Source organism: Marinobacterium sp. MBR-111 (genome assembly GCF_040547585.1).
Lineage (GTDB): Bacteria > Pseudomonadota > Gammaproteobacteria > Pseudomonadales > Balneatricaceae > Marinobacterium > Marinobacterium iners.
The window spans coordinates 153,488-179,771 of the sequence record NZ_JBEPQA010000006.1 but is presented as its reverse complement, the minus strand read 5'-3'; the positions used below and the strand labels follow the sequence as shown (position 1 = coordinate 179,771).

General features: G+C 56.1%; 20 protein-coding genes. 4 read left to right on the top strand and 16 right to left on the bottom strand.

Features of this window, described 5'->3' with window-relative positions:
• Positions 1–69: 69 nt before the first annotated feature.
• The 3 genes from aceF to pdhR form a co-directional block, all read right to left on the bottom strand.
• A complete protein-coding gene (gene aceF / locus ABIE61_RS06590; protein WP_354407826.1) occupies positions 70–2,067 on the bottom strand; it encodes a dihydrolipoyllysine-residue acetyltransferase in 1,998 nt (665 codons plus the stop codon).
• A gap of 46 nt (positions 2,068–2,113) precedes the next feature.
• Entirely contained in the window at positions 2,114–4,762 is a 2,649-nt protein-coding gene (gene aceE / locus ABIE61_RS06585) for a pyruvate dehydrogenase (acetyl-transferring), homodimeric type (protein WP_354407823.1), read from the bottom strand.
• 219 nt (positions 4,763–4,981) lie between these two features.
• Positions 4,982–5,755 (bottom strand): pyruvate dehydrogenase complex transcriptional repressor PdhR, encoded by a 774-nt coding sequence (gene pdhR, locus ABIE61_RS06580; protein WP_091825631.1) that lies wholly within the window; start codon positions 5,753–5,755, stop codon positions 4,982–4,984.
• A gap of 180 nt (positions 5,756–5,935) precedes the next feature.
• Between pdhR and ABIE61_RS06575 the strand changes: the two genes are divergently transcribed.
• Together ABIE61_RS06575 and ABIE61_RS06570 are read left to right on the top strand one after the other, a co-directional pair.
• A complete protein-coding gene (locus tag ABIE61_RS06575; protein WP_354407820.1) occupies positions 5,936–8,764 on the top strand; it encodes an FAD-binding and (Fe-S)-binding domain-containing protein in 2,829 nt (942 codons plus the stop codon).
• Positions 8,765–8,862: 98 nt separating this feature from the next.
• The gene (locus ABIE61_RS06570; RefSeq protein WP_206840483.1) at positions 8,863–9,756 is read left to right on the top strand and encodes an AEC family transporter; all 894 of its coding nucleotides are present in this window, start codon (positions 8,863–8,865) and stop codon (positions 9,754–9,756) included.
• Between the two features lie 63 nt (positions 9,757–9,819).
• Here ABIE61_RS06570 and ABIE61_RS06565 read toward each other — a convergent pair whose 3' ends face one another.
• The 13 genes from ABIE61_RS06565 to ABIE61_RS06505 all read right to left on the bottom strand — a co-directional run bounded on the left by ABIE61_RS06565 (position 9,820) and on the right by ABIE61_RS06505 (position 24,737).
• On the bottom strand, positions 9,820–10,095 hold the full coding sequence (locus tag ABIE61_RS06565) for a ComEA family DNA-binding protein (RefSeq protein WP_091825622.1): 276 nt from the start codon (positions 10,093–10,095) through the stop codon (positions 9,820–9,822).
• Between the two features lie 121 nt (positions 10,096–10,216).
• Positions 10,217–10,930, bottom strand: coding sequence for an orotidine-5'-phosphate decarboxylase (gene pyrF, locus ABIE61_RS06560; protein ID WP_354407816.1), 714 nt, complete (start codon positions 10,928–10,930; stop codon positions 10,217–10,219).
• 11 nt (positions 10,931–10,941) lie between these two features.
• On the bottom strand, positions 10,942–12,126 hold the full coding sequence (gene lapB / locus ABIE61_RS06555; protein WP_091825616.1) for a lipopolysaccharide assembly protein LapB: 1,185 nt from the start codon (positions 12,124–12,126) through the stop codon (positions 10,942–10,944).
• Between the two features lies 1 nt (position 12,127).
• Positions 12,128–12,433, bottom strand: coding sequence for a LapA family protein (locus ABIE61_RS06550; protein ID WP_091825613.1), 306 nt, complete (start codon positions 12,431–12,433; stop codon positions 12,128–12,130).
• Between the two features lie 39 nt (positions 12,434–12,472).
• Complete coding sequence (locus tag ABIE61_RS06545; protein WP_091825610.1) at positions 12,473–12,769, bottom strand: integration host factor subunit beta; 297 nt, start codon at positions 12,767–12,769, stop codon at positions 12,473–12,475.
• Between the two features lie 67 nt (positions 12,770–12,836).
• Positions 12,837–14,519 (bottom strand): 30S ribosomal protein S1, encoded by a 1,683-nt coding sequence (rpsA, locus tag ABIE61_RS06540; RefSeq protein WP_206840481.1) that lies wholly within the window; start codon positions 14,517–14,519, stop codon positions 12,837–12,839.
• A gap of 28 nt (positions 14,520–14,547) precedes the next feature.
• Positions 14,548–15,240, bottom strand: coding sequence for a (d)CMP kinase (gene cmk, locus ABIE61_RS06535; protein ID WP_091825605.1), 693 nt, complete (start codon positions 15,238–15,240; stop codon positions 14,548–14,550).
• Positions 15,240–17,477: a bifunctional prephenate dehydrogenase/3-phosphoshikimate 1-carboxyvinyltransferase gene (locus ABIE61_RS06530; RefSeq protein ID WP_354407810.1), complete on the bottom strand. Its 2,238-nt coding sequence runs from the start codon at positions 17,475–17,477 to the stop codon at positions 15,240–15,242. Before ABIE61_RS06530 ends, cmk begins: the two co-directional genes overlap by 1 nt.
• A complete protein-coding gene (gene hisC, locus ABIE61_RS06525) occupies positions 17,471–18,574 on the bottom strand; it encodes a histidinol-phosphate transaminase (RefSeq protein ID WP_206840476.1) in 1,104 nt (367 codons plus the stop codon). The genes ABIE61_RS06530 and hisC overlap by 7 nt, the downstream gene beginning before the upstream one ends.
• A gap of 27 nt (positions 18,575–18,601) precedes the next feature.
• On the bottom strand, positions 18,602–19,492 hold the full coding sequence (gene pheA, locus ABIE61_RS06520; protein ID WP_354407808.1) for a chorismate mutase: 891 nt from the start codon (positions 19,490–19,492) through the stop codon (positions 18,602–18,604).
• Between the two features lie 2 nt (positions 19,493–19,494).
• Positions 19,495–20,577 (bottom strand): 3-phosphoserine/phosphohydroxythreonine transaminase, encoded by a 1,083-nt coding sequence (serC, locus tag ABIE61_RS06515; RefSeq protein ID WP_354407807.1) that lies wholly within the window; start codon positions 20,575–20,577, stop codon positions 19,495–19,497.
• Between the two features lie 32 nt (positions 20,578–20,609).
• Positions 20,610–23,252: a DNA gyrase subunit A gene (gene gyrA, locus ABIE61_RS06510; RefSeq protein ID WP_354407804.1), complete on the bottom strand. Its 2,643-nt coding sequence runs from the start codon at positions 23,250–23,252 to the stop codon at positions 20,610–20,612.
• Between the two features lie 117 nt (positions 23,253–23,369).
• A complete protein-coding gene (locus ABIE61_RS06505) occupies positions 23,370–24,737 on the bottom strand; it encodes an HDOD domain-containing protein (protein ID WP_354407802.1) in 1,368 nt (455 codons plus the stop codon).
• A gap of 112 nt (positions 24,738–24,849) precedes the next feature.
• Between ABIE61_RS06505 and ubiG the strand changes: the two genes are divergently transcribed.
• Together ubiG and ABIE61_RS06495 are read left to right on the top strand one after the other, a co-directional pair.
• Complete coding sequence (ubiG, locus tag ABIE61_RS06500; protein ID WP_354407799.1) at positions 24,850–25,569, top strand: bifunctional 2-polyprenyl-6-hydroxyphenol methylase/3-demethylubiquinol 3-O-methyltransferase UbiG; 720 nt, start codon at positions 24,850–24,852, stop codon at positions 25,567–25,569.
• Positions 25,569–26,282: an HAD family hydrolase gene (locus ABIE61_RS06495; protein WP_354407797.1), complete on the top strand. Its 714-nt coding sequence runs from the start codon at positions 25,569–25,571 to the stop codon at positions 26,280–26,282. The genes ubiG and ABIE61_RS06495 overlap by 1 nt, the downstream gene beginning before the upstream one ends.
• Positions 26,283–26,284 lie beyond the last annotated feature (2 nt).

The window sequence follows — 26,284 nt, the reverse complement described above, 5'->3', positions numbered from 1 at the left end:
GGGTGAAGATCACTGGATCTTCACCCCTTTTTTATTGCCGTATTTCCAAGCCTTGCCGATTACAGCAGGTCAGAGCACCAGACGACGGATATCGCTCAGCAGCCCGTTCAGGTCGGTCAGGAAACGACCGGCATCACCACCGTTGATGGCACGGTGATCGTAGGACAGGCACAGTGGCAGCATCAGGCGCGGCTCGAACTCCTTGCCATTCCAGCGCGGCTTGATATCCGCCTTGGAGATACCGAGGATCGCCACCTCCGGCGCATTGACGATCGGCGTAAAACCATTGCCGCCGATACCGCCGAGACTGGAGATGGTGAAGCAGGCACCCTGCATTTCGTTCGGCTTCAGCTTGCGATCCTTGGCCTTGCCGGCCAGCTCGGTCGCTTCGCGTGCCAGATCGTAGACGCTCTTCTGATCTGCATCCTTGATCACCGGCACCATCAGACCGTTCGGTGTATCCACTGCGATACCGATATTGACGTACTTCTTGTAGACAATGTGCTCACCATCATGATGCAGCGATGCATTGAATTTCTGGTGACGCTTGAGCGCAATGGCACAGGCCTTGATCATGAACGGCAGCGGGGTCAGCTTGACGCCTTCCTTCGCAGCCGCGTCCTTCATCTCCTTTCGGAAAGCCTCAAGCTCAGTGATATCGGCATCATCAAACTGAGTCACGTGCGGAATATTCAGCCAGCAGCGCGACATGTTGTCACGGGTGATTTTGTCCACCTTGCTCAGCTTAACCATCTCGGTTTCACCGAACTTGCTGAAGTCCACCGCCGGAATGGCCGGAATACCACTGCCGCCGGTCACGGCAGCCGGACCTTTTTCGCTCAGCTGCTTCAACGCAGACTTCACATAGGCTTGAACATCTTCCTTCAGGATACGACCCTTACGGCCCGTACCGGAGACATTGGCCAACTCGACGCCAAACTCACGTGCCAGTGCACGCACGGCCGGGCCAGCATGTACCTTGCGGTTCTTCTGCTCAAGCGCTCCAAGATCCACATTCTTATCCGCTGCCGGAGCAGCCGACTTGGCAGGTGCAGCAGCCGATGCAGACTTGGCAGCGGGCGCTGATGCAGCCTTGGAAGTGTCAGCCTTGGAGGCTGCGGCAGGAGCACCCGCCACTTCCAGCTCAATGATCACATCACCTTCATTGACCTTATCGCCCTCACTGATACTGACAGACTTGACCCTGCCACCTTTCGGAGCCGGCACTTCCATAGAAGCCTTGTCGGTTTCAAGTGTGATCAGGCTGTCACCTTCCGCGATCTCGTCACCGGCTTTGACCAGCACTTCGATCACGTCTACATCGCTGGCACCGGACAGGTCCGGAACGGTCACTTGTTCCACACCACCGGATGCAGCTGCAGGCGCAGATTCAGCTGCAGACTCAGAAGTAGACGGTGTCACCGATGCATCAGCAGCCGGAGTGTCACTTTGGCCAGATCCGGACGCGCCGCCACTGACTTCAAGCTCGAGCAGCAGGTCGCCTTCATTAACCTGATCGCCTTCCTTAATCTTCATGGAAACAACCTTACCACCCATCGGGGCTGGCACTTCCATTGAAGCCTTATCGGTTTCCAGAGTAATCAGACTATCGCCTTCAGCGATTTCATCGCCGGCCTTGACCAGCACTTCGATCACATCCACATCAGATGCGCCGGAGAGATCCGGTACCAGCACCTGCTCAATGCGGCTGCCGGAATCAGACGTGGGCGCCGCCTGTTTGGTCGCTTCGGGCTCAGATGCCGGCGCCGACTCTTCCGCCTTCGTCGCTGCAGACTCACCAGACGCCGCTGGCTCAGAGCCGCCCTCCGCGTCCGTTTCCAGCTCCAGAATCACGTCACCCTCGTTACAGGTGCTGCCTTCTGAAACAACAATTTTCTTCACCACACCCGCGTGGGTGGAGGGGACTTCCATGGAGGCCTTATCAGTCTCCAGCACGATCAGAGAATCACCCTCGGCGATGGTGTCGCCCTCTTTGACACATACTTCGATGATGTCGACGTTTTCGCTACCGCCGATATCAGGCACTTTAATGGTAGTGGTAGTCACAATAATTCCTCTCGCTTAACCAGTCAGATGTTCACTCGCCTGCCACTTACAGTGTCCAGGGCGCCGGCTTTTCCGGGTTGATGTTGAACTTCTGAATGGCCTTGGCGACAACCGAAGCCTCCAGCTTGCCCTCTTCCTGCAGTGCTTTCAGCGCCGCAACAGTGACGTAGTAGCGGTTAACCTCAAAGAATTCACGCAGCTTGCCACGGGTATCAGAACGACCAAAGCCGTCAGTACCCAGTACCTTGTAGCGACGCGGAATGTACTCACGCAGCTGATCGGCATACAGACGCATATAATCGGTGGACGCCACAACCGGGCCTTCACGACCTTCCAGGCACTCTTCCACATAGGACTTGCGTACTTCCTCTTCCGGGTGCAGCAGGTTCCAACGGCTGGTTGCCTGAGCATCACGACGCAGTTCGTTGATGGAAGTTGTGCTCCATACGTCCGCCTCGACACCAAACTCTTCACGCAGAATCACGGCTGCTTCGCGCACTTCGCGCAGAATCGAGCCACAGCCCATCAGCTGCACCTTGAGATCGGAGTCCTTGCCCTCTTCCAGCAGGTACATGCCCTTGATGATGCCCTCTTCGGCACCCTGCGGCATCTCCGGATGCTGGTAGTTCTCGTTCAGCGTGGTGATGTAATAGAAACGATTTTCCTGTTCCTGATACATGCGACGCAGGCCATCCTGCACGATCACCGCCATTTCGTAGCCGTAGGTCGGATCGTAGGACACACAGTTCGGGATCATCTGTGCCATCAGGTGACTGTGGCCATCCTGGTGCTGCAGACCCTCACCATTCAGAGTGGTACGGCCGGAGGTGGCGCCGATCAGGAAACCGCGCGCCTGAGAATCACCCGCTGCCCAAGCCAGGTCCATAATGCGCTGGAAGCCAAACATGGAGTAGAAAATGTAGAACGGCACCATGGTGCAGTTGTTGTTGGCGTATGAGGTCGCCGCCGCAATCCAGGCAGACATGGCACCGGCTTCATTGATCCCTTCCTGCAGGATCTGACCGCTCTTGGACTCCTTGTAGTACATGATCTGGTCGGAGTCATGCGGAACGTAGCGCTGACCTTCAGAGGAGTAAATTCCCAGCTGACGGAACATGCCTTCCATACCGAAGGTTCGTGCTTCGTCCGGTACGATCGGCACCACACGCTGCCCCATGCTCTTGTCCTTGACCAGCGTGCTGAGCACACGGTTCAGCGCCATCTGAGTCGAAAGGGTTCGCTCTCCGCTGGATTTAAGCTGCCCGGAAAAGGCATCAAGCCCGGGAATTTCCAGCTGTTCAAACTCGGTACGACGTGCCGGATAGAAACCGCCAAGCTGCTTGCGGCGCTCCAGCATGTACTTCATCTCAGGCGAGTCCGGCGACGGACGGTAATACGGCACTTCCTTCAGCTGATCATCAGACAGCGGAATGTTGAAGTTATCACGGAACGCCTTGAGATCGTCCAGTGCCACCTTCTTCAGTGAGTGGGTATCATTCTTGGCCTGGCCGGACTGGCCTGTGCCGTAACCCTTGACGGTCTGAGCCAGAATAACGGTAGGCTGGCCCTTGTTGTTCATCGCCTCATGGTAGGCTGCGTACACCTTGTAGGGGTCGTGGCCACCACGGTTGAGTTTCATGATCTCGTCATCGGACATGTCCTTCACCAACTCGAGCAACTCCGGGTATTTGCCGAAGAAATGCTCGCGGGTGTAGGCACCGCCGTTGGCCTTGTAGTTCTGCAACTCACCGTCGCAGACTTCATTCATGCGCTTGGTCAGCAGACCGGTGGTATCGCGCTCAAACAGCGGATCCCAGTGACGCCCCCACAGGACCTTGATCACGTTCCAGCCCGCGCCCTTGAATACGCCTTCAAGCTCCTGCACGATCTTGCCGTTGCCGCGTACCGGGCCATCAAGACGCTGCAGGTTACAGTTGATCACGAATACCAGGTTTTCCAGCTGCTCGCGCCCTGCCAGTGAAATGGCCCCCAGTGTTTCCGGCTCGTCACACTCACCATCACCCAGGAATGCCCACACCTTGCGGTTACCGCGCTTGACCAGATCCCGCGCAGACAGGTAACGCATCACGTGCGCCTGGTAGATCGCCTGAATCGGGCCGAGACCCATGGAAACGGTCGGGAACTGCCAGAAGTTCGGCATCAACCAGGGGTGCGGATAGGAGGACAGACCATTGCCATCCACTTCACGGCGGAAGTTGTCCAGCTGCTCTTCTGTCAGACGACCTTCAAGGTAAGCACGCGCATAAATACCCGGTGAGATGTGTCCCTGGAAGAACACCATGTCGGATTCGCGATCGCCTTCAGGGCCATGAAAAAAGTAGTTAAAACCGATATCGTAGAGTGTTGCAGAGGAGGAGAAGCTGGAGATATGACCGCCGAGTGCGTCTTCATTGTCATTGGCACGCATGACCATTGCCATTGCGTTCCAGCGAATGAAGGAACGAATGCGTCGTTCCATGAACAGATCACCCGGCATGCGCACTTCATCGCGAGGTGAGATGGTGTTTACGTATGGGGTGTTAAGCGTGGTGGCATCCTGCACACCGAGCGCTGCAGCCCTGGAACCGAGTTCGCGCATGAGGTAACGCGCACGTTCGTCACCGTCGTTTTTGGCGACGGATTCGAGAGCATCCATCCATTCCTGGGTTTCGATTGGATCGATATCTTCAATCATGTCTCGCACTTTGCCTTCTCCGATCACTTGTAAGCGTGGATGTGCCAAGACTGGCCTGATACTGGCATGGATTACACGCCGGAGCACCCCGGGCCGTCCCGGTTGTTATGATTTTGTGTGTAGTAATACTACAATTACTCCCAAGCACTGTCCAGATAGCGCATTTTCCTAGGCATCAACCCGTATTTCGAGCGGGCTTGATGTAGTATTTTGACAATGTCAAGTTGCATCCTCATGACTCAGGTTAGCGCGTCTGAGCGCTCTTTCCAGTCGAGTCTGCTCTCTGCCCCGCTCAAGCAACACCTCTTCCACATATGCCAGATGGTCATGGGCAGCCTGACGTGCCGTTTCAGGATCACCCGCCAAAATCGCCTGCAGCAGCAGATAGTGCTGGTCATGGATTCGTCCGCGCATATCATGTTTGGGATAAATCTGCTCAAGGTTGTCCCAAATGTGCTGACGCAGCAGGGTAAACAGGGCACGCATCATGTGCAGCAGCACCACGTTATGGGTCGCGGCGGCAATCGCCAGATGAAACTCGACATCAGCGGCCACTTCTCGGTCGAAAGATTTCTGCTCATGGAACTGTTGCAACTCATCAAAACGAGCCTGAATTTCCAGTTTGTCTGCAGCCGTGGAACGAAGCGCCGCATAGTAGGCACTGACGCCTTCCAGTGCATGGCGAAACTCCAGCAGATCATACTGTGACTCGGGATGGGTTCGGAACAGTTCCAGCAGAGGATCAGACAAACTGCCGCCAATCTCTTCCGACACAAAAGTGCCACCACCCTGACGACTGTTCAGTAGCCCACGCGCAGCCAGTTTCTGCATCGCCTCGCGCAACGAAGGACGAGAGACATCAAACTGTTTGGCCAGCTCTCGTTCCGGTGGCAGGCGCTGCCCCGGCTTGAGCGTACCCTCCAGAATCATCGTTTCAAGCTGCTGCATGATGACATCTGAAATTTTTGGCTGTTTGACTCGCTGATACGACATGACGCGTGGTTGACCCAGTGGATAAGTTTAAGCCTCAACATAAATTGGCTTGACCAATTATTCAAGCATCTGTTTTTTCCTATTGCCTGTTTAATGAGCAATTGACAGCCAAACAGGATCACAATAAAGTCTGAAAAATAAATATGGATAATTGGTCTTACCAATTTGAGGCGCTTAAACATGCAGGCTCGCTATCAGGCAATTCTCGACCAGCTCAAAACCTTTATTCCGAAGCAGCGGCTGATCAGCGATCCACTGCGAACCCTGGCTTATGGTACGGATGCCAGTTTCTATCGCCTGATTCCACAGCTGGTTGTGCGCGTGGAAAATGAGCAGGAAGTCATCAAGCTAATCAGCCTGGCCAACGCGCACGCCTTACCTCTCACTTTCAGGGCAGCCGGTACAAGTCTGTCAGGCCAGGCCGTAACCGATTCCATACTGGTCCAGCTGGGGGATGGGTGGAATGGCCACAAAATCAACGCCGATGCCAGTGAAATACGCCTGCAACCCGGTGTCATTGGTGCCCATGCCAACCGTTATCTGGCACCTTTTCAGCGCAAGATCGGACCAGACCCCGCCTCCATCAACGCCGCCAAAATTGGCGGCATTGCCGCCAACAATGCCAGCGGCATGTGTTGTGGTACGGCGCAGAACAGTTATCGCACGCTCGCCAGCATGCGTATGATTCTGTCCGATGGCAGCGTTCTTGACACTGGTAACCCGGAGTCTGTCGAGCAGTTCCGGCAACAGCACCGCTGCATGCTCAACGCGCTTGGATCACTGGCAGAGCTGACTCGCTCAAATACATCCTTGCGCCAGAAAATCGAACACAAATATCGGCTCAAGAACACTACCGGCTATTCGCTCAACGCACTGATCGACTTTGGTGACCCGATCGATATTCTTCAGCACTTGATGATTGGATCCGAGGGGACGCTGGGCTTCATTTCCGAGATCACCTACAAAACCGTACCCGAACATCCCTGCAAGGCCTCCGCCCTGGTGTTTTTCAATGATGTACGCACCACATGCGAGGCTGTCGCACTGCTCAAGGCAACACCGGTCGCCGCCGTCGAGCTGATGGATCGCGCCGGCCTGCGCTCGGTCGAAAACAAGCCCGGCATGCCGGACTTCATGCGCGAACTGCCCGATGATGCCGCGGCACTGCTGATTGAAACCCGCGCAGAAACCGCTGCAGTACTGCAGCAGCAAATTGATGTTATCTGCGCCAGCCTGATCCATCTTGAAACCCTGAGACCGGTTGAGTTCAGCACAGATCCGGACGAATGTGCGCGTTACTGGGCGATCCGCAAGGGCCTTTTCCCTGCCGTAGGCGCCGTGCGTGAAACCGGCACTACCGTCATCATTGAGGATGTCGCTTTCCCGGTTGAGCGCCTCGCGGATGCCGTTGCCGATCTGCACCGGCTGTTCCTGCGCTGGGAGTACCCCGAAGCCCTGATTTTTGGCCATGCATTGGAAGGCAACCTTCACTTTGTGTTCACACAATCGTTTGACACTCAGGAGGCTCTGATAAGGTATGAAGGGCTGATGGACGATGTCGCCAAGCTGGTGGTCGAAGTTTATGGTGGTTCACTCAAGGCAGAGCATGGCACCGGGCGCAACATGGCTCCCTATGTCGAACTGGAGTGGGGCACCGACGCATATGAACTGATGTGGGAACTCAAACAACTACTTGATCCAACCGGCATTCTCAACCCCGGCGTCATACTCAACCGCGATCAGCAGGTACACCTGAAAAACCTTAAACCCCTGCCCGCCGCCAACCCGCTGGTAGACAAGTGCATTGAGTGCGGTTTTTGTGAGCCGGTTTGCCCCTCGCGAGACCTGACTCTGACACCGCGCCAGCGTATCGCGGTCTGGCGCGAGATTCAGCGGCTTGAGCGCAGCGGCGATGATGCAGAGCGCCTGCGTCAGTTGAAAAAGGACTACGACTATCAGGGCGATACAACCTGTGCCGCCTGTGGTCTGTGTTCAACCAGCTGTCCTGTCGGTATCAATACCGGTGACCTGACCCGTGAAATTCGTCACTTTCACAATGAGTCCCATGAAAACACTGCCGCCTGGATTGCCAGCCACTATGGAGGCGCCATGCGTCTTAGCAAGGCCGCTTTCCGCATCGCCGATACTACACACCGGTTGATCGGCACATCAGCCATGAGCGGCCTGACGCGTGGTCTGCGCAAGATCAGTGGTAACCGGGTACAGCAGTGGACCCCAGCCATGCCGACCGCGGCTCCCGCTCTCTCCGCTACCCGCGGTAACCACAGCACCGGTGCCACAGGGCAGGTCGTTTACCTGCCCAGCTGCGCCAGCCGTACCATGGGGCCCATGCGCGGGGCGGCAGACAAATCCTCGCTGGCAGACAAAACAATCACACTGCTGGAAAAAGCCGGCTTTGAGGTCATTCTGCCGACTCAAGCTGACGGGCTCTGCTGCGGCATGCCCTTTCAATCCAAGGGCATGTTTGAGGCAGCTGAACAAAAGCGCAACGAGCTTAATCGTGTCTTGATGAACTTGACCCGCCAAGGCACCATTCCAGTGTATTCAGACACTAGCCCCTGCTCTTTGCGACTGCAGGAAGGACTCGATCCGGCTCTGCAGTTATTTGACAGCATTGAGTTCCTGGACCGTTTCGTACTGCCGCAGCTGATTATTGATCCGATAGAAGGTCCCGTTGCTCTGCATGTCACCTGCAGCACCACAAGGATGGGACTGGCAGAGCCGCTTAAGCGCATTCTATCTGCCTGTTGCCGCAACCTGGTGATGCCCGAGCAGATAACCTGTTGTGGCTTTGCGGGTGACAAGGGTTTTACCACACCTGAATTGAATGCTTCGGCACTGCGCACACTGAAAGACTCGGTCGCCCACTGCAGTGAAGGCTATTCAACAAGTCGCACCTGTGAGATTGGCCTCAGCTACCACAGTGGTATTGAATACCGTTCTCCGGTGTACCTGATTGATCAGTGTTCAAGGCCAAGACAACCCTGATTACCGCCTCTGCATCGATCATGGCAAATCCTGTACACTGTGCAGTTCGATAGGACCGCCCTACCGGTCGCTGGTATCTGCAGGATTAAGGAAAGGATATGGAGAGCACGGTTTACACACTGCTGGAACGGATCTTTCAGACCGTATTCCCGCTGGTTGCCATCGTCAGCGTGGGCTATTTCTATGCCCGCTGGCGCAACACTGACATGTCGATCGCCAACCGAATCAACATCGATGTATTTTGCCCCGCACTGATCTTTTCGGTCATGTCTGCAAAATCCTTCGATTTGCCAACCTACTCCATGCTGGCCATTGGGGCCGCTGTGGTTGTACTGGGATCGGGGTTGTTGCTACTGCCTGTTTGCCGCCTAATGGGTGTCAAGGGCAAGACGTTTCTCCCCCCCATGATGTTCAACAACAGCGGCAACCTTGGCATACCACTGCTGGTACTCGCGTTTGGCGAGCAGGCATTGCCAGCCGCTGTTGTACTTTTTCTGGTGGAAAACCTGCTTCACTTCACGGTGGGCACCTACATGCTGGACCATCGTACCAACCCTCTGAACGTGCTGCGCATGCCAATGATCATCGCCACCATTGCCGGATTACTGGTCAGCAGCTTCAATGTTACGCTGCCCACAACCGCACAGGTCCCTATTGATATGCTGGGTCAGATCGCGATCCCACTGATGCTGTTTGCGCTTGGCGTACGGATGACCAGCGTGGACTTTACCCACTGGAGAGTTGGGGTGTGGGGGGCCATACTCGCTCCACTGAGCGGCATCGCGGTAGCGCTTATGTTATACCCGATACTGAATTTGCCCGCCGAATATTTTGCCTATCTGCTGATCTTCGGCGCCTTGCCGCCGGCAGTACTGAATTACATGATCGCAGAACGCTACAATCAGGAGCCACATCTGGTTGCATCGATTGTACTGATCGGCAATATCGGAAGCCTTGTCACCATTCCGGTGGTGCTCGCATTCGTACTTTAGAACGGGCAGCGGCAGGCGGTTTTGCCTGCCTGAGAGTATGGATCAGGGAGTGATGGCAAGGGGTCAGCGGGGTTCGATGATAATCTGAGTGCGATTTTTCTCGATCGTGGCAGCGCCGATGCCCTTTACGTCAGTCAATTGATCGACACTGACGAAAGGACCATTGGCTTCACGATACGCAACAATTGCTTCAGCCTTTGCAGGCCCAACACCATTAAGAGAAGTTGCAATTTCAGCGGCTGTAGCCGTATTGATATCAATCGGTTCAGCGGCCATGGACAGGGGTGAGAACAGGAGCGCACCGGCGAGAGCGGCGGCAGACAGCAGGCGTTTGATCATGACTTTCTCCTTGTCATATGGAAGCCAGTCACTCCCTGACCGGCTCTAATACTCTAAGTCCATCACACTGTAATTTACAACCCTTACAGACCATCCATTGATCCGGATCAGGATTGGAATATCAGCCCAGCGCTGCCAAAACCTCTTCACGAATCTCGGCAGCAACGGTTAAGGGTGCTTCCGCTTGGGTGATCGGGCGACCAACCACCAGGTAATCACTGCCAGCAATAATCGCCTGTGCCGGGGTCATGATCCGACGCTGATCTCCCTGCTCGGCTGAAGCGGGACGTATTCCGGGTGTCACCAGCGCAAAATCGCCTGTGACAGCCGCCCGAATTGCAGCAACCTCCTGTGCTGAGCACACAACACCGTCCAAACCACTGCTGTGCGTCAGCCTGGCCAATCGCACCACCTGCTCCAGCGGGTCGATATCCAGACCGACCTCGGCCAGATCACCCCGCTCCATACTGGTCAGAACGGTCACTGCGATCAGCAGGGTACTGGCACCATTGACCTTGTCCAGCGCCTCGCGCGAGGCCTCCATCATGCGCCGGCCACCGGAAGCATGCACATTGACCATCCACACGCCCAGTTCGGCTGCCGCCTGCACGGCATGTGCCGTTGTATTGGGGATATCGTGAAACTTCAGATCCAGGAACACATCAAAGCCAAGTTTCTGCAAGGCCTCTACGATGGATGGACCACAGCGCGTGAACAGTTCCTTGCCTACCTTGACGCGGCATAGTGCCGGATCAAGCTGTTGCGCCATCTGCAGGGCAGCCACCCGATCGGGATAATCAAGGGCCACGATGATTCTGTTGGTATCGAGGGTCATGCTCTTCTCTCTTATTCGCCTTCCAGTCCCTGGATCGGCCGAGTGCTACTCCACTGCTTGCAGGAGGGACACTGCCAATGCAGCGTACGACCGGCAAAACCGCAGTGGTTACATTGATAAACGGGCTTGCTTTGCTCCAGCTGGCCAGTCAGGCCGCGCAACACTGTCAGGCTTTGACGTGCACTGCTGGAACCATACTCAATATGCATGTCGATCAGGCGGTTAAAGCCCTTTATCGAGGGACGTTTCTTCAGCTCTTCTGTCAGAAAGACACCAGCCGCAAACACGTCCTTCTGGCTGCGAATGCGATCGGCCAGTGCAATGATTACACTGGCAGAGGGTGCCTTGCTGAGACAGGCACGCAGATAGCCTTCAAACTCTGCCAGCGAACCCAGCTCACTGTAGCAGCGCTGTAACAGCGGTATTGTTTCGGAAACCAGCAACACATCCTGTTCAAGTACCTGCTTGAGACTCTTGATCGCATGTCGCCAGCGCCCGGCCTCGATTTGAAGTTTCGCTCGTATAAGACTGGCTCTGGCACAATTCGGGTCATACAACAGGGCCTGACGCAGGAAGCGTTCGGCTTCGGCATCACCCTGCCGTGACAGGCGCTGAGCCAACTCACAGCAATAATGCGCAAGCTCATGCCTGATTTCGCGCAACTCCTGAGTCTGCAACTGGCTGGCGGTATCCAGTGCCTGCCGCCACTCACCCTCTTTTTCGTAAAGCTTGATCAAAAGCGTTTGCGCCTTGCGCTTCATCTCTTGACCGCCAGCCTGACGAATAATATCCGACAACAGGTTTTCAGCCCGATCGAGCAGGCCGATGGCATCATAGTCGCGCGCCAGGGCCATCTGGATACGCAAAAAGTCCTGCTGACTCAGGTCAGGCCGTGCAAGCAGCTTTTGGTGAATGCCGATCGCACGTTCAACATCGCCCTTGCGTCGAAACAGCTTCGCCAGAGTGAGGTGTGCCGGAATGGTATCGGAGTTGATTTCAAGGGCACGGATGAAGCTCTCGATCGCCTCATCGGTTTTTTCGCTGATCAGGTAATCGAGGCCGATGAAGTACTCGCGACTCAGATTAACCTTGCGTTCCTGCTCAAGCTGCGCCGAACGGTTTTGGGATCGCCCCAACCACCAGCCAGCTCCCACTGCCAGAAACAGGGGAACAATAAGCAGATAATCCGCACTCATTTCAGGTACTGTCTTTCAGGCCAGCCGTGCGCAACTGGTCCAGCTCCTTGCGAAAGGCAACCACCTTGCGTTGAGAAGAGTGGAGCCTCGTTTTAAGGGACAGAATGGTCAAAATGCTCAGCACAATGCCGCACAGGGCGCCCAGAACAAAAGTCGCAATCAACCAGAGTGACAGACTTGCCTGCGGCAGCTGAAAGAACACCAGATCAATGGTGACCTGATCTGTGTTGTGAATGGTGAACAGAATACCGACACCGATAACGATCAGCCCCAGCACTATGGTAATCAGGTTTTTAAGCCAGTTCACTCGTAATTCCTCTGCGTTGTACCGCCCCGGTACAAGAGATCAATAGCCGGTCTTGAGTCCTTCATTGACCTGATCTCTCAGTTCCTTGCCAGGCTTGAAGTGGGGAACGTGCTTGGCCGGCAAGGGTACCGCTTCGCCGGTTTTCGGGTTCCGCCCCATTCTCGGTGCCCGATAGTGTAACGAGAAGCTGCCAAAACCGCGAATCTCAATGCGCTCACCGGTAGAGAGTGCATCGGTCATGTGATCCAGCATGGTTTTCACTGCCAGCTCCACATCTTTCACAGACAGCTCAGGATGCGCGTCTATCAAGCGCTCGATCAACTCAGACTTGGTCATAACACCTCCGGTTGAGACCAGGTTCCGCACCCGGCCCCGGGTGCGGAGTCGAACTTGAGCCGTTGGCTCAGGAGTCCTGTTTTTTCATCTGTTCCTTGATCAGGTCACCGATGGTCTTCGGACCTGCGTCCTCAACCGGCTGCTCCTGAACGGACTTCATCGCCTGACGGGTCTGCTCCTGTTCCAACTGACGCACCGACAGGTTAAGTGTTCGGTTACGGCGATCGACACTCTGAACTGCCGCTTCGAGTTGATCACCTGATTTAAGCTCAGTAGTCAGATCAGCGATGTGGTCATGCGAAAGCTCCGCGACCTTGAGCACACCTTCAACACCCTCGGCAAGCTCTACCAAAGCCTGGCGCGGCGTTACCTCACGAATAGTACCCCTGACACGGCTGCCCTTCGGATGCTGATCGGCATACTCTGTGAAGGGATCGGAATCGAGCTGCTTGATACCCAGCGCAACTCGCTCACGCTCCGGATCAATCGACAGCACAACGGCTTCGACCTCATCCCCCTTGTTGTACGCCTTCATCGCTTCTTCGCCCGGCAGGTCCCATGACAGGTCGGAGAGATGGACCAGACCGTCAATGCCGCCATCAAGCCCGATAAAGACACCAAAATCGGTAATGGAGCGCACCCGCCCCTTGAGCCGGTCACCCTTGGCAAACTGACTGGAGAAGGCTTCCCAGGGGTTCGGCTGGCACTGTTTCATACCCAGTGATATACGCCGGCGCTGCTGATCGATATCGAGGATCATGACTTCGATCTCTTCCCCTACCTGAACTGCCTTGGAGGGGTGAATATTCTTGTTGGTCCAGTCCATTTCGGACACATGCACCAAACCTTCAACGCCGGTACTGATCTCCGCGAAGCAACCGTAATCGGTCAAGTTGGTAACCCGCGCCTTGACCTTGCTGCCAACGGTATATTCCTTGGTCAGCTGATTCCAGGGATCTTCCTGCAGCTGCTTCAGACCCAGAGAAACGCGCTTGCGCTCAGGATCGTATTTCAGCACCTTCACATCAATTTCATCACCGACGTTGAGTACTTCGCTCGGGTGCTTGACTCGCTTCCAGGCAATATCGGTAATATGGAGCAGGCCGTCGATACCACCCAGATCGATAAAGGCACCGTAGTCGGTAAGGTTCTTGACGATCCCTTTGACCACCAGGCCTTCTTCCATTTTTTCCAGCAGCTTTTCACGTTCCTTGCTGTAGACCTCCTCCAGCACGGCACGGCGAGATACCACCAGATTGTTGCTGCGCTGATCCAGCTTGACGATGCGGAACTCCAGTTCCTGACCTTCAAGGTGAGAGGTATCACGCAGCGGGCGAATATCTACCAGAGAACCTGGCAGGAAGGCATTGAGGCCATTGACCTCGACCGTGAGGCCACCACGCACCCGACCAACGATATGACCATGCACACTTTCGCCTGCCTCGTAGGCCTGCTCCAGCACTCCCCAGGACTCGGCACGCTTGGCACGCTCACGCGAGAGGACAGTCGAGCCAAAGCCATCTTCCAGTGCTTCGAGGGCAACACGTACCTCGTCACCCACCTTCAGATCGACTTCTCCCTTGTCATTACGGAACTGTTCCAGAGGGATAACCCCCTCGGACTTAAGTCCGGCATTGACGATCACAAAGTCATTCTCAATCGCCACAACAGTGCCGGTTACAATGGAACCCGGCGCCATATCCAGCTCTTTCAGACTCTCTTCGAACAGCTCCGCAAAACTTTCGCTCATTACTGATCCTTCCCAGGTTTCGGCTACATCAACGTAGGCCTCTGTGTCTTGCCTCATCCAATACGGCTTGTAACACCTCTTTAATGCTCATCAAGGTGGAATCCAGTATCACCGCATCCGGCGCCGGCTTAAGGGGCGCAACTGCACGATTCATGTCGCGTGCATCACGCGCCTTTATATCGTTCAATATATCACCAAGGCTAGCACCGGGTTCCTTGCTAATCAACTGCTTATAACGTCGTTGTGCACGCTCTTCGGCACTGGCATCAAGGTATATTTTCAAACCGGCCTGGGGGAACACCACCGTGCCCATATCACGACCGTCAGCCACCAGTCCCGGCGCAAGCGCAAAATCACGCTGACGGCTCAACAAGGCCTCACGCACGGGTCCCAGCGCCGCCACTACAGAAGCATCCTCTCCTACCCGCTCGTTACGGATGGCATGGGTCACTTCTTCGCCTTCAAGGATAATCTGAGTATCCCCCCCATCTGTCGCCTTGAAACGCACATCAAGGTGAGCCGCCAGTACTTCCAGCGCCTCTACATCATCCAGCTCAACCCCATGGTGACGGGCAGCCAAAGCGGTTACGCGATACAGCGCACCACTGTCCAGCAGGTGCCAGCCCAACTCGCGTGCCAGCAACTGACAGACTGTTCCCTTGCCCGACCCACTGGGGCCATCCACCGTAATGACGGCGGCCTGTTTTTCCTGGCTGGACATCAGCCCTCCTCCTTATGCACATTCAGACCCAGTCTTTGCATCAACTCGATCAGATCGGGGCATGCTGCCAACAAACAGCCGCCTCCGCCAATTTTGAGTGTATTTTTGCCGCAGAGCCCAGCCGCCAGCGCCGCCATGGCAACCCGGATCTGCCCATTCAACATGATCTCACCACCCTCGATGCACCCACCGGTTACTTCGATTCGGTCATTATCCAGCTTTAGCCGCACACCCAATTGCTGTAACAGCTGCGCTGTTTGCGCCACCGGATCTTCCTCCTTGCGACGCAATCCATCCAGCCCGGTAAATCGGCTGTGTCCCACTGCACAGGCTGCAGCCACCAACAACAGAGGTACCTCGTCGCTGGCCGTGGCAAGATCTGACAGATCCACTGTCACTGCAGACAGTGGCCGCCCCGCCTTGACATGAATATCGGCTACCGGTTCCCCTGCCTGGAGGTGCTGCTCAGACAGTGTAATGACAGCCCCCATGCGCTCAAGCACGCGCAGCGCACCCGCTCGACTGGGATTAATACCCACCCCTTTGAGCAGCAGGTCAGCCCCAGGGCTGAGACTGGCTACCAGCATGAACAGTGTCGCCCAGGACAGGTCGCGCGGAACTTCGATAGGTGTAGCTCGCAGCGATTGAGCAGGTTTAAGGCAGACCTCCCCGGCGTCACTGCTCATATCAACTCCAAGCGCTGACAGCATCCGTTCGGTGTGATCACGTGTCGCCACCGGCTCAACCACTCGGGTTTCACCTTCCGCCCACAACCCTGCCAGCAGCAGCGCTGATTTAACCTGTGCACTGGGCATCGGCAGGGTATAGCGAACACCCCGCAACCTGCGCCCCCCTTTTATTTTCAGTGGCGGGCAGCCGCCAATACCGGTTTCAATATCCGCCCCCATCAGGCGCAGCGGCTCCGCCACACGTGACATATTACGTTGACTCAGGGACTCGTCACCGAACAGCTCGGTATCGAACGGCTGAGCGACCAGCACACCCGCCAAAAGACGCATCGAGGTAGCCGAGTGACCCAGGTAGAGCGGCCCGGGTGGCGGTTTAAGCCCATGCAGGCCAACTCCGTAGATTCTGACCCTGCCCTGATGCGGACCTTCAATGACTACGCCCATATCACGCATTGCCTGCAACGTCGCCAGGCTGTCTTCACTTTCGAGAAAACCACTGATATCCGTTACGCCATCGGCTATGGCCGCAAGAATAATCGCCCTGTGTGAAACCGACTTATCACCCGGCAATACCAGTTCACCTACTGGTGCAGCATCACTGCTGACACGCAAGCTTACTCCAGCCGCATGATCATTCGATGAATAGGCTGACCCCGTCAGTAATCGGGTAAAGTGATCTCGAGCCGCCTTGGCTCGCGTGAAGATTCCCAGCATCGTCTGGCTATCGCCAGTGTCAATGGCACTGCGCAGACGAGTCAGACCGGTGGTATAACGATCAATCTGCGCCAGCACCGCACTTCGATTGGCAACACAGATGTCATGCCACATGGTTGGGTCGCTGGCAGCAATGCGCGTGAAGTCACGAAAGCCGCCTGCGGCATAACGAAAAATATCCAGATTTTCCTCTTCACGCGCCAGTGTATCGACCAACGAAAATGCCAGCAGGTGCGGCAAGTGGCTTGTTGCAGCCAGCACTTCATCATGCCGTTCAACTTCCATCTGCAATACTTCGGCACCTACCGCCTGCCACAGGCGTGCCAACTCAAGCGTGGCATTTGGATCGGTCTCGGGCAGCGGTGTTAGGATCACCTTATGTCGCTCGAACAGGTCAGCATCGGCAGCACGCACACCGCTTTTCTCGGCACCGGCAATGGGGTGCCCAGGAATAAAGGTCGGTGGCAATTGCCCGAACAGACGACGTGCGGCTGCTACCAGGCTTCCCTTGGTGCTGCCGACATCCGTCACCAGTGTGCGCAAACGCAGCCAGGGACGAATCTGTTCAAGCACACTTTCCATCGCCTTGACCGGAACGGCCAGGACGATCAGATCAGCCGCTGACACTTCCGCTTCAAGGTCAGTGGCAACACGATCAATCACACCCAGCTCGAGACCCAGCCGGCACTCCTCCTCACTGCGATCGGCACCCACGATTTCACGAACACAGGAACGAATCTTCAGTGCCTTGGCAAAAGAGCCACCTATCAGCCCCAAGCCAATGATCAGCACTCTGTCGAGCTGGTATTGCGACTTACCCGAGTAGTTCAGCACGCCAGCACCTGTTTGAGTGCCCGCAGGAACCGGTCATTTTCATTTGTCAGACCGATACTGATACGCAGATGCTGAGGCATCCGGTATCCGCCCAATGGCCGCACGATCACGCCTTCATGCAGCAGTGCCTGAAACAGGGGCTGGGCCGGGCGTGCCATATCGGCAGTGATGAAGTTCCCGAACGAGGGGATATAACCGACTCCAAGCTGTTTCAGCCCCTGCTCGAGCTGAGCCATTCCCCTGCGATTAAGCTCGACACTGCGAGCCAGGTAATCACCGTCATCAAGAACAGCCTCAGCAGCCGCAAGCGCGAGATGGGATACATTGAACGGTTGCCGTACACGGTTAAGCAGATCGGTAATCACTGTACTGGCGGCAGCAAAACCGACGCGCAGGCCGGCAAGCCCCCAGGCCTTGGAAAATGTTCGGGTTACCACCAGATTCGGGAACTGAGGCAGTAACTCCAGCCCATCCGGAAAGTCTCCAGCCTCAACATATTCCGTATAGGCTTCATCCAGCACGACAATGACATGCTCCGGCACGGCTGCCAGAAATGCTGTCAGCTCGTCACGCATCAAGGCGGTGCCGGTTGGGTTATTCGGGTTGGCAATGAAAATCAGGCGGGTACTTTCTGTAATGGCTTCAGCCATCGCCTGAAGATTGTGACCATAATCACGAGCGGGCGTGATGACCGCCTTGGCACTACAGGCCTGAGTCACAATGGGGTACACCGCAAAGGCGTATTCGGAGAAGATAACCTCATCTCCGGGTTGAAGAAAGGCACGCGCGATCAGCTCAAGCACGTCGTTGGAGCCGTTACCCAGCGTCAGCTGTTCTGGCATCAGTCCATAATATTGATGCAGCGCCGCCTTGAGACGAAAGCCATTACTGTCTGGGTAACGGGTAGCTTCGGCCAATGCTTTCTGTATAGCTTCAATCGCATACGCACTGGGTCCCAGCGGATTCTCATTGCTGGCAAGCTTGATGATATCGTGTATCCCCAGCTCACGCTCCAGCTCCTCAACCGGCTTGCCTGCTTCGTAGGGGTGCAACCCCTGTACTCCAGGTGTCGCCAGTGCCATAAAATCACATGACATCCCTTGGCATCCTTATACTGTATGAACTCAGAGCACCGCTTTCGGGTAGGATCCGAGAAATTTTACCTCGATATCGAGACCACCCAGTTCCGTCAGCAATTCGATAACTGCGGGATCTTCACGATGACCTTCGAAATCAATATAGAACAGCATTTTCCAGTCGTGCTCACCGCTGCTGCGTGTTTCCAGACGCGTCAGACTGATATTGCGTCGGTGAAAAGGCGACAAAAGATCATGCAGCACGCCAGGCTCATCACGGCAGATGAGCAACAGTGAGGTTTTGTCATCACCGCTGGGACCAATCGCTTCACGACCAACGACCAGAAAACGGGGGCAACGATCAGTGGCCTGCGCTGCCGCTTCGGGAGCCAGCTCCACTTCACCGCATATATACAGGCCGAAGCGGCGAAACAGATCCAGCGTATGCCGGATCAAACCGGCATCCTCACTCTCGATGGGGACAACAGCATAGTGAGCACTGCCCTGCTCCACCTCACTGAACACCTGCTCCAGGCTTGGCAACGCCTGACAATGAACAGCCTGCCCGAAATGCTTCTGCGCTGCCTGCTGCGTAAAGGTGCCTTCAGGACCGAGGAACACCGCACGCATCGGCTGCTCAAGCGCAAGGCAGACCGACATGATCTCGCGAAACAGGCGTGCAACGGCCTGATCGGGCAACGGCCCTTCGTTGCGGGCCATTACGGCTCTCAACACCTGCGCTTCACGTTCAGGTCGGTAAAATACCGGTGTCTCGCCCCCTTCGCGATAGCGCTCCTTCACTTCAGCCACGCCCTGTGCCAGCCGGGCGCGATCATTCAGCAGCTGGTGGATCTGACGATCCACCGTATCGATGCGATCACGCAACACCCGCAGTTCCGCTTCCTGCGCATCTGCCGCACCCTTGTCAGTCGCCTTCATACTCAGGCCTGCTCTTTTTCGAACCGCTGCATGAAGCCGATCAACGCATCCACCGCCGCTTCTGGTACCGCGTTATAGATGCTCGCCCGCATGCCACCAACAGAGCGATGCCCCTGAAGATTGAGCATTCCTTCTGCTTCTGCCAGTTCAAGGAAACGTTTTTCCAAAGCGGCATCGGCCAGCGTAAACGGCACATTCATGATGGAGCGGTTGTTGATCGCTACCGGATTGCCGTAGAAATCGCTGGCATCAATGGCCGCATAGAGCTTAGCGGCCTTGCGGCGGTTCAGTTCGGCCATCGCCTCTACACCGCCCTGGCGCTTGAGCCACTGGAACACCAGCCCGGCCAAATACCAGCCAAAGGTCGGCGGCGTGTTGTTCATGGAGTCAGCGTCAGCGTGGATCTTGTAGTCGTACATGCTCGGCGTACCCGCCAGCGTCTGGCCGATCAAATCTTCACGCACGATCACCACCGTCAGGCCAGCAGGACCAATATTCTTCTGTGCGCCGGCGTAGATCAGGCCAAAGCGGCTGACATCCACAGGGACAGACAGAATATCGGAAGACATATCAGCAACCAGTGGCACATCGCCGCAGTCGGGAATGTAGTCAAACTCGACACCACCAATGGTTTCGTTGGTGGTGTAATGCAGATAGGCTGCCCCAGGTGTCAGCTGCAGTTCTGACTGCGCCGGCGCCGAGGTGTAATTATTGCCTGCGGTGCTGGCAGCCACATTCACCTGTGCATAGCGCCGGGCTTCCTTGACCGCCTTGCCGGACCAGATGCCGGTATCGATATAGTCCGCGCAGCTCGCACCACGCAACAGGTTCATCGGCACCATGGCAAACTGGGCCGTTGCACCACCCTGCAGGAACAGCACCTTGTAGTTGGTCGGGATGCCCATCAGGTCGCGCAGATCCTGCTCGGCCTGGGCCGCAACGCCAACATACTCGTCACTGCGATGGCTCATCTCCATAATGGAGAGCCCCTGACCGTGCCAGTCCAGCAGCTCAGCCTGTGCCTGTTGCAGAACCTCTTCCGGCAGAGCCCCTGGCCCTGCACTGAAATTGTATTTACGTGTCATTTCAGCTTTGAATTCCAGTTAGATAAAGGGAATCAGGCATCACTGCCGGTATCATCAGCCTGAGTATCCTGCGCATCATCGGTAGCCTCTTTCGGTACCTCGGTGCGTGCTTCGGCACTGTCTTCTGCCGCTTCAAGATCCTCTTCGTCAGGCTCTTCAATACGCGCAATCCCCACCAGCGCCTCTTCTTCAGCCAGGCGGATCAGCATCACGCCCTGAGTGTTGCGGCCCAGACTTGAGATTTCACTGCTGCGCGTCCGTACCAGAGTGCCGCGGTTGCTGATCAGCATCACATCGTCGCCTTCGAACACCTGCACCGCACCGGCCAGCTGGCCGTTACGCTCGGTACACTGCATGGCGATCACACCCTGACCACCACGACCGCGCAGTGGGAACTCGTCCACACGGGTCTTCTTGCCGTAACCGTGCTCGGAAGCGGTCAGTACTTCGCCTCCTGCCTGCGGCACCATCAGGGCTATGACCTGGACATCATCATCCATGCGCACACCGCGAACACCGCGTGCCGTGCGGCCCATGGCGCGAACATCGTTCTCGTTGAAACGGATCGCCTTGCCGGCACTGGTCACCAGCATGACATCATCCTGACCACTGGTCAGAGACGCGCCGATCAGGCGGTCACCTTCCACAATATCCAGTGCAATCAAACCGGTACTGCGCGGACGCGAGAAGGCATCCAGCGGTGTCTTTTTCACGGTACCGTTGGCAGTTGCCATGAAAATGAATCGGTCAGGATCAAACGCCTGCACCGGCAGAATGGTGCTGATCCACTCGTTTTCGGCCAGTGGCAGAATGTTGACCACTGGGCGACCACGGGAGGCACGACTGGCCGGAGGAATTTCGTAAACCTTAAGCCAGTACACCTTGCCCATGTTAGTGAAACAGAGAATGGTGTCGTGGGTATTGGCAATCAGCAGGTGTTCGATGAAGTCTTCATCTTTCATTGCCGTCGCTGATTTGCCCTTGCCACCACGGCGCTGAGCCTGATAATCGGTCAGAGGCTGAGTTTTGGCGTAGCCGGCATGAGAGATCGTCACCACCATATCCTCTTCGGTGATCAGATCCGCCACGGTCAGATCCTGCATGGAGGCCTGAATCTCGGTACGGCGCTCATCGGCATACTCTGCCACCAGCGCTTCCAGCTCTTCGCGGATCACTTCCATCAGGCGCTCATAAGAGCCCAGGATATGCAGCAACTCGGCGATCTTATCCAGCAGCTCGCGATATTCAGCGATCAGTTTTTCGTGCTCAAGGCCAGTCAGGCGGTGCAGACGCAGGTCGAGGATTGCCTGGGCCTGAACCGGTGACAGGTAATAACGACCGTCGCGCATGCCATACTGGGGCTCCAGATCTTCAGGCCGGCAAGCGGTTTCACCTGCACGTTCCAGCATGTCGGTCACATTACCCGGCACCCAAGCGGTTGCGATCAGACGTTCTTTCGCTTCGGCAGGCGAAGGAGACTGCTTGATCAGTTCGATGACCGGATCGATATTGGCCAGCGCAATTGCCAGACCTTCCAGTACATGCCCACGTTCGCGTGCCTTGCGCAGTTCAAAGATGGTACGGCGGGTCACCACTTCACGGCGGTGACGAACGAAACATTGAAGAATCGTTTTAAGGTCCAGAATCTTCGGCTGACCATCAACCAGCGCCACCATGTTAATCCCGAACACACTTTGCAGCTGAGTCTGGGCAAACAGGTTATTGATGATCACTTCGGGCACTTCACCACGGCGCAACTCGATCACGATGCGCATGCCGTCCTTGTCAGACTCGTCTCGAAGCTCGCTGATTCCCTCTATTTTCTTCTCTTTGACCAGCTCAGCGATTTTCTCGATCAGACGCGCCTTGTTCAGCTGATACGGGATCTCGGTGATCACCAGCATCGGCCGGCCGTTTTTGGGATGGTCTTCGATATGGTGGCGCGCACGCACATAGATGCGGCCACGACCGGTACGGTAGGCCTGCAGGATACCGGCTCGACCATTGATAATGCCGCCGGTGGGGAAGTCAGGCCCCGGAATGAACTCCATCAGCTCATCGATACTGATATCCGGGTTATTGATCAACTCCAGGCAGCCCTTGACGATTTCGCCCAGGTTATGCGGCGGGATATTGGTCGCCATACCCACGGCAATACCGGACGAGCCGTTCACCAGCAAATTGGGAACCCGCGTCGGCAGCACGGCCGGGATACGCTCCGTACCGTCATAGTTGTCGACGAAATCAACGGTTTCCTTTTCCAGATCGGCCAACAGCTCATGGGAAATCTTGGCCATTCGGATTTCGGTATAACGCATGGCCGCAGCCGAGTCGCCATCGACTGAACCAAAGTTGCCCTGACCATCTACCAGCATGTAACGCATGGAGAAGTTCTGCGCCATACGCACGATAGTGTCGTATACCGCACTGTCACCATGAGGGTGGTACTTACCGATTACATCACCCACCACACGGGCAGACTTTTTGTAAGGCTTGTTCCAGTCATTGTTCAGTTCGTTCATGGCGAAGAGTACACGCCGATGAACCGGTTTAAGGCCGTCACGCACATCCGGCAGAGCACGCCCGACGATGACGCTCATGGCATAATCGAGATAGGACTGTTTCAGCTCATCTTCGATGTTGACTGGCAGAACTTCTTTGGCTAAATCACCCATTCGCTCAGCTTTCCTTGATCCGGTACCTGGGCACACCCTGATGGCGCGCTTTCAAACCGCGGGAGTATACCACAGCTGAGCGGATTTCACGCTAACCGGCCGACTCCCTGACAGGGATCAAGCATCATCGAGCATCTGCTGCAGCGCCTTGGGCAGGGCACTTCGGCGCTGACGAAGCAAAGGCTTGACCTTACGCTCCCAGACCTGCTCTGCCGTAGCCCCCTCCCAGCCCACGTGCGCCAGATACTCCTGCAAAAACAGGGGCTCATCGACACTCCCTCCCTGCTCTCGCCAGTCCAGCAACCAGGCTGAAAGGTGTAACAACGCAACCCGATCCTGCATCTCGGCTGGCAGTCGGCGCGGCTGAACAAAATCAGGGTAGTGCTGCAAGGCGATACTGCTCCAGACCGGCTCAGGCAGCTGCCAGGCCTTAAGCAGCTCAGCCCCCACCACACCGGGATGTATCTGACCAATCATCGCTTTGAAGGCCGGGTTTTGGCGCTGCAACAGTTCGATTACGATACGGCCCACGTCATGCAGCAGCGCGATGGTGGCCATTTCGGCGGGCCGCGCTCGACCACTGGCCTGTGCAAGGGCAAACACAAGATAGGAGAGCAAGAGCGCACGATGATAGCTGACACGAAAACGATCCGTATCCGGCAGGCTTTTGCGCATGCTTTCGGCCATGATGATCTGATATACACCCTCAAAGCCCAACAGACTCACCGCATGGCTCAGATCGGTAATTTTCTGGTCGAAATTATAGCGTGATGAATTGATCGCTTTCAGCAGAGTTGCCGTGAGGGAGGGGTCCTGGCGCACCAGCTCGGCAATCTGAGAGTGTGTTGTTTTTTCATCGAGCAGCCGATTAAGCAGCTCCACACTGGAAACCGGCAAGCGCGGTATACGGGCAATGATTTGCTGTACCGGCTCCGAACCTGCAAAGGCTTCAGCTGCATCGGCGGCAGAGGTAAACAGCACCGAAGACAGCCGTTCATAACGTTGCTGCGCCCGTCGATAATGATCCAGCAACTGCAGAAATCGCTCTGCGGCCGAGTGCTGCGCCATCTGCAACAGCACCAGCTGCGTGGATTCCTGCAGCTGACTGAACGCAGCATCATTCAACAGCAACAACTGCCCGTCACTCTGGGCCTGCACGCTGAAGCGAGACAGGATTGCTCCCTCAGCACCTACAAGATTCAGCGCCGTAGTCACTTCCAGACTGATCGCTTCTTCGGTTTCAGCGGGCGCCACGCGAACTGCACCCGACTGCACCAAAATATAACTGCTGGCCAGCTCCGGGTGCACCGCCAGCAGGTCATCACCGGCAGCAAAACGAACAACACTCGCCCGATTGAGCAGCTCCACCATGGCAGTCTCGGAGAGTTGCGCCCGTCCCGTCAGCAGCGGCGGTTGTTTCCGCACCTCTGATGCTCGAGGCTTGTCTTCTGCACCCGTATCATTTCGCTTCCAGAAACCGATCATCCTTTTACCCCCGGCGTGTATTCCCTGATGTATTGAAAGAGGTGAATTTCCGACCCTCAAACCATAGTGCTAGAATGCGGCATATCTGATTCTGGACGCAAGGGCAAAACTGATGAGTGACGAGCGTACGCCGAATATTGATCCGGCCGAGATTGCCAAATTCGAGGAGCTGGCCAGCCGTTGGTGGGATCGCAACAGCGAGTTCAAGCCTCTGCACGACATCAACCCTCTGCGGGTGGATTTTATCGATCGAATCGGCTCCCTGGCTGGCAAGACCGTTCTGGATGTGGGTTGTGGCGGCGGCATACTGTCCGAGGCAATGGCACACCGTGGCGCCGAGGTTACCGGCATCGACATGGGCGAAGCCCCACTCAAGGTTGCCAAACTGCATGGGTTGGAGAGTGGTGCCCGCGTCAGCTACCGTCGCATCACAGTCGAGGATATGGCCGATGAGATGCCCGCCAGCTTTGATCTGGTAACCTGCATGGAGATGCTGGAACACGTCCCTGACCCCGAGTCCGTGGTACGCGCCTGCGCCCGTCTGGTCAAACCCGGCGGGCAGGTGTTCTTCTCCACTCTGAACCGCAACCCCAAAAGCTACCTGTTTGCCATTCTGGGCGCCGAGCGCATGCTTAAACTGGTCCCTGATGGCACCCATGACTTCAACAAGTTCATTCGCCCGGCCGAGCTGGGTGGCTGGGTAAGGGGTGCCGGCCTTAACATGGGGGAGATGAGCGGTCTGGTTTACAACCCATTGACCAAGGTGTACCGCCTTGACCCGAATGATGTTGGCGTCAACTACATGCTGGCCTGCAGCCGGAGTCCGGAATAATGGCAACCATCGAGGCAGTGCTGTTTGACCTGGACGGTACTCTGCTCGACAGTGCTCGTGACTTCCACCGCATTATCAACCGCATGCTAAACGAAGCTGGGCGCGAGCCCATTGAATTCAATGAGTTGCGCACCCAGGTTTCCAACGGTGCCCGTGCCATGGTGATGCATGCGTTCAAGCTGAAGCAGGACGCGGATGCTTTTCCTGCGCTGCACCAGCAACTGCTCGATTACTATGGCACCGATACCTGCCAAGACAGCAGACTGTTTGACGAGATAGAGCCTCTGCTGAGCTGGCTGGAAGAAAGAGGGATTCGCTGGGGCATCGTCACCAACAAGCCACAGCGCTTCACCCTCACCTTGCTTGATAGCCTCAATCTGACCGAACGCTGTGCCAGCCTTGTCTGCCCGGAAGATGTCAACGCCAGCAAACCCGACCCAGAGGGCCTCTGGCTGGCCTGCCAACAGCTGGAGGTCGACCCGACCAGGTGCATCTACGTGGGTGATCACAGACGGGACATCGAAGCAGGTCACGCCGCAGGCATGATCACCGTTGCGGCAGCCTGGGGCTACCTGAACGCCGGGGAACAAGCCGAAGACTGGAACAGTCACTATATTTCACATCAGCCATCAGAGCTGCAGCCGCTGCTAAACTCATTATTGTCACAGGCTGAAAACATACTCCCGGAAAAGCCGGGGAGTTTAAGGAGCTAAGG

Coding starts and splice junctions, on each gene's coding strand:
- aceE (WP_354407823.1), bottom strand. CDS start 4,762: ATGATTGAAGATATCGATCCAATCGAAACCCAGGAATGGATGGATGCT.
- pdhR (WP_091825631.1), bottom strand. CDS start 5,755: ATGTCGTATCAGCGAGTCAAACAGCCAAAAATTTCAGATGTCATCATG.
- ABIE61_RS06575 (WP_354407820.1), top strand. CDS start 5,936: ATGCAGGCTCGCTATCAGGCAATTCTCGACCAGCTCAAAACCTTTATT.
- ABIE61_RS06570 (WP_206840483.1), top strand. CDS start 8,863: ATGGAGAGCACGGTTTACACACTGCTGGAACGGATCTTTCAGACCGTA.
- ABIE61_RS06565 (WP_091825622.1), bottom strand. CDS start 10,095: ATGATCAAACGCCTGCTGTCTGCCGCCGCTCTCGCCGGTGCGCTCCTG.
- pyrF (WP_354407816.1), bottom strand. CDS start 10,930: ATGACCCTCGATACCAACAGAATCATCGTGGCCCTTGATTATCCCGAT.
- lapB (WP_091825616.1), bottom strand. CDS start 12,126: ATGAGTGCGGATTATCTGCTTATTGTTCCCCTGTTTCTGGCAGTGGGA.
- ABIE61_RS06545 (WP_091825610.1), bottom strand. CDS start 12,769: ATGACCAAGTCTGAGTTGATCGAGCGCTTGATAGACGCGCATCCTGAG.
- rpsA (WP_206840481.1), bottom strand. CDS start 14,519: ATGAGCGAAAGTTTTGCGGAGCTGTTCGAAGAGAGTCTGAAAGAGCTG.
- cmk (WP_091825605.1), bottom strand. CDS start 15,240: ATGTCCAGCCAGGAAAAACAGGCCGCCGTCATTACGGTGGATGGCCCC.
- hisC (WP_206840476.1), bottom strand. CDS start 18,574: ATGTCATGTGATTTTATGGCACTGGCGACACCTGGAGTACAGGGGTTG.
- pheA (WP_354407808.1), bottom strand. CDS start 19,492: ATGAAGGCGACTGACAAGGGTGCGGCAGATGCGCAGGAAGCGGAACTG.
- serC (WP_354407807.1), bottom strand. CDS start 20,577: ATGACACGTAAATACAATTTCAGTGCAGGGCCAGGGGCTCTGCCGGAA.
- gyrA (WP_354407804.1), bottom strand. CDS start 23,252: ATGGGTGATTTAGCCAAAGAAGTTCTGCCAGTCAACATCGAAGATGAG.
- ABIE61_RS06505 (WP_354407802.1), bottom strand. CDS start 24,737: ATGATCGGTTTCTGGAAGCGAAATGATACGGGTGCAGAAGACAAGCCT.
- ubiG (WP_354407799.1), top strand. CDS start 24,850: ATGAGTGACGAGCGTACGCCGAATATTGATCCGGCCGAGATTGCCAAA.
- ABIE61_RS06495 (WP_354407797.1), top strand. CDS start 25,569: ATGGCAACCATCGAGGCAGTGCTGTTTGACCTGGACGGTACTCTGCTC.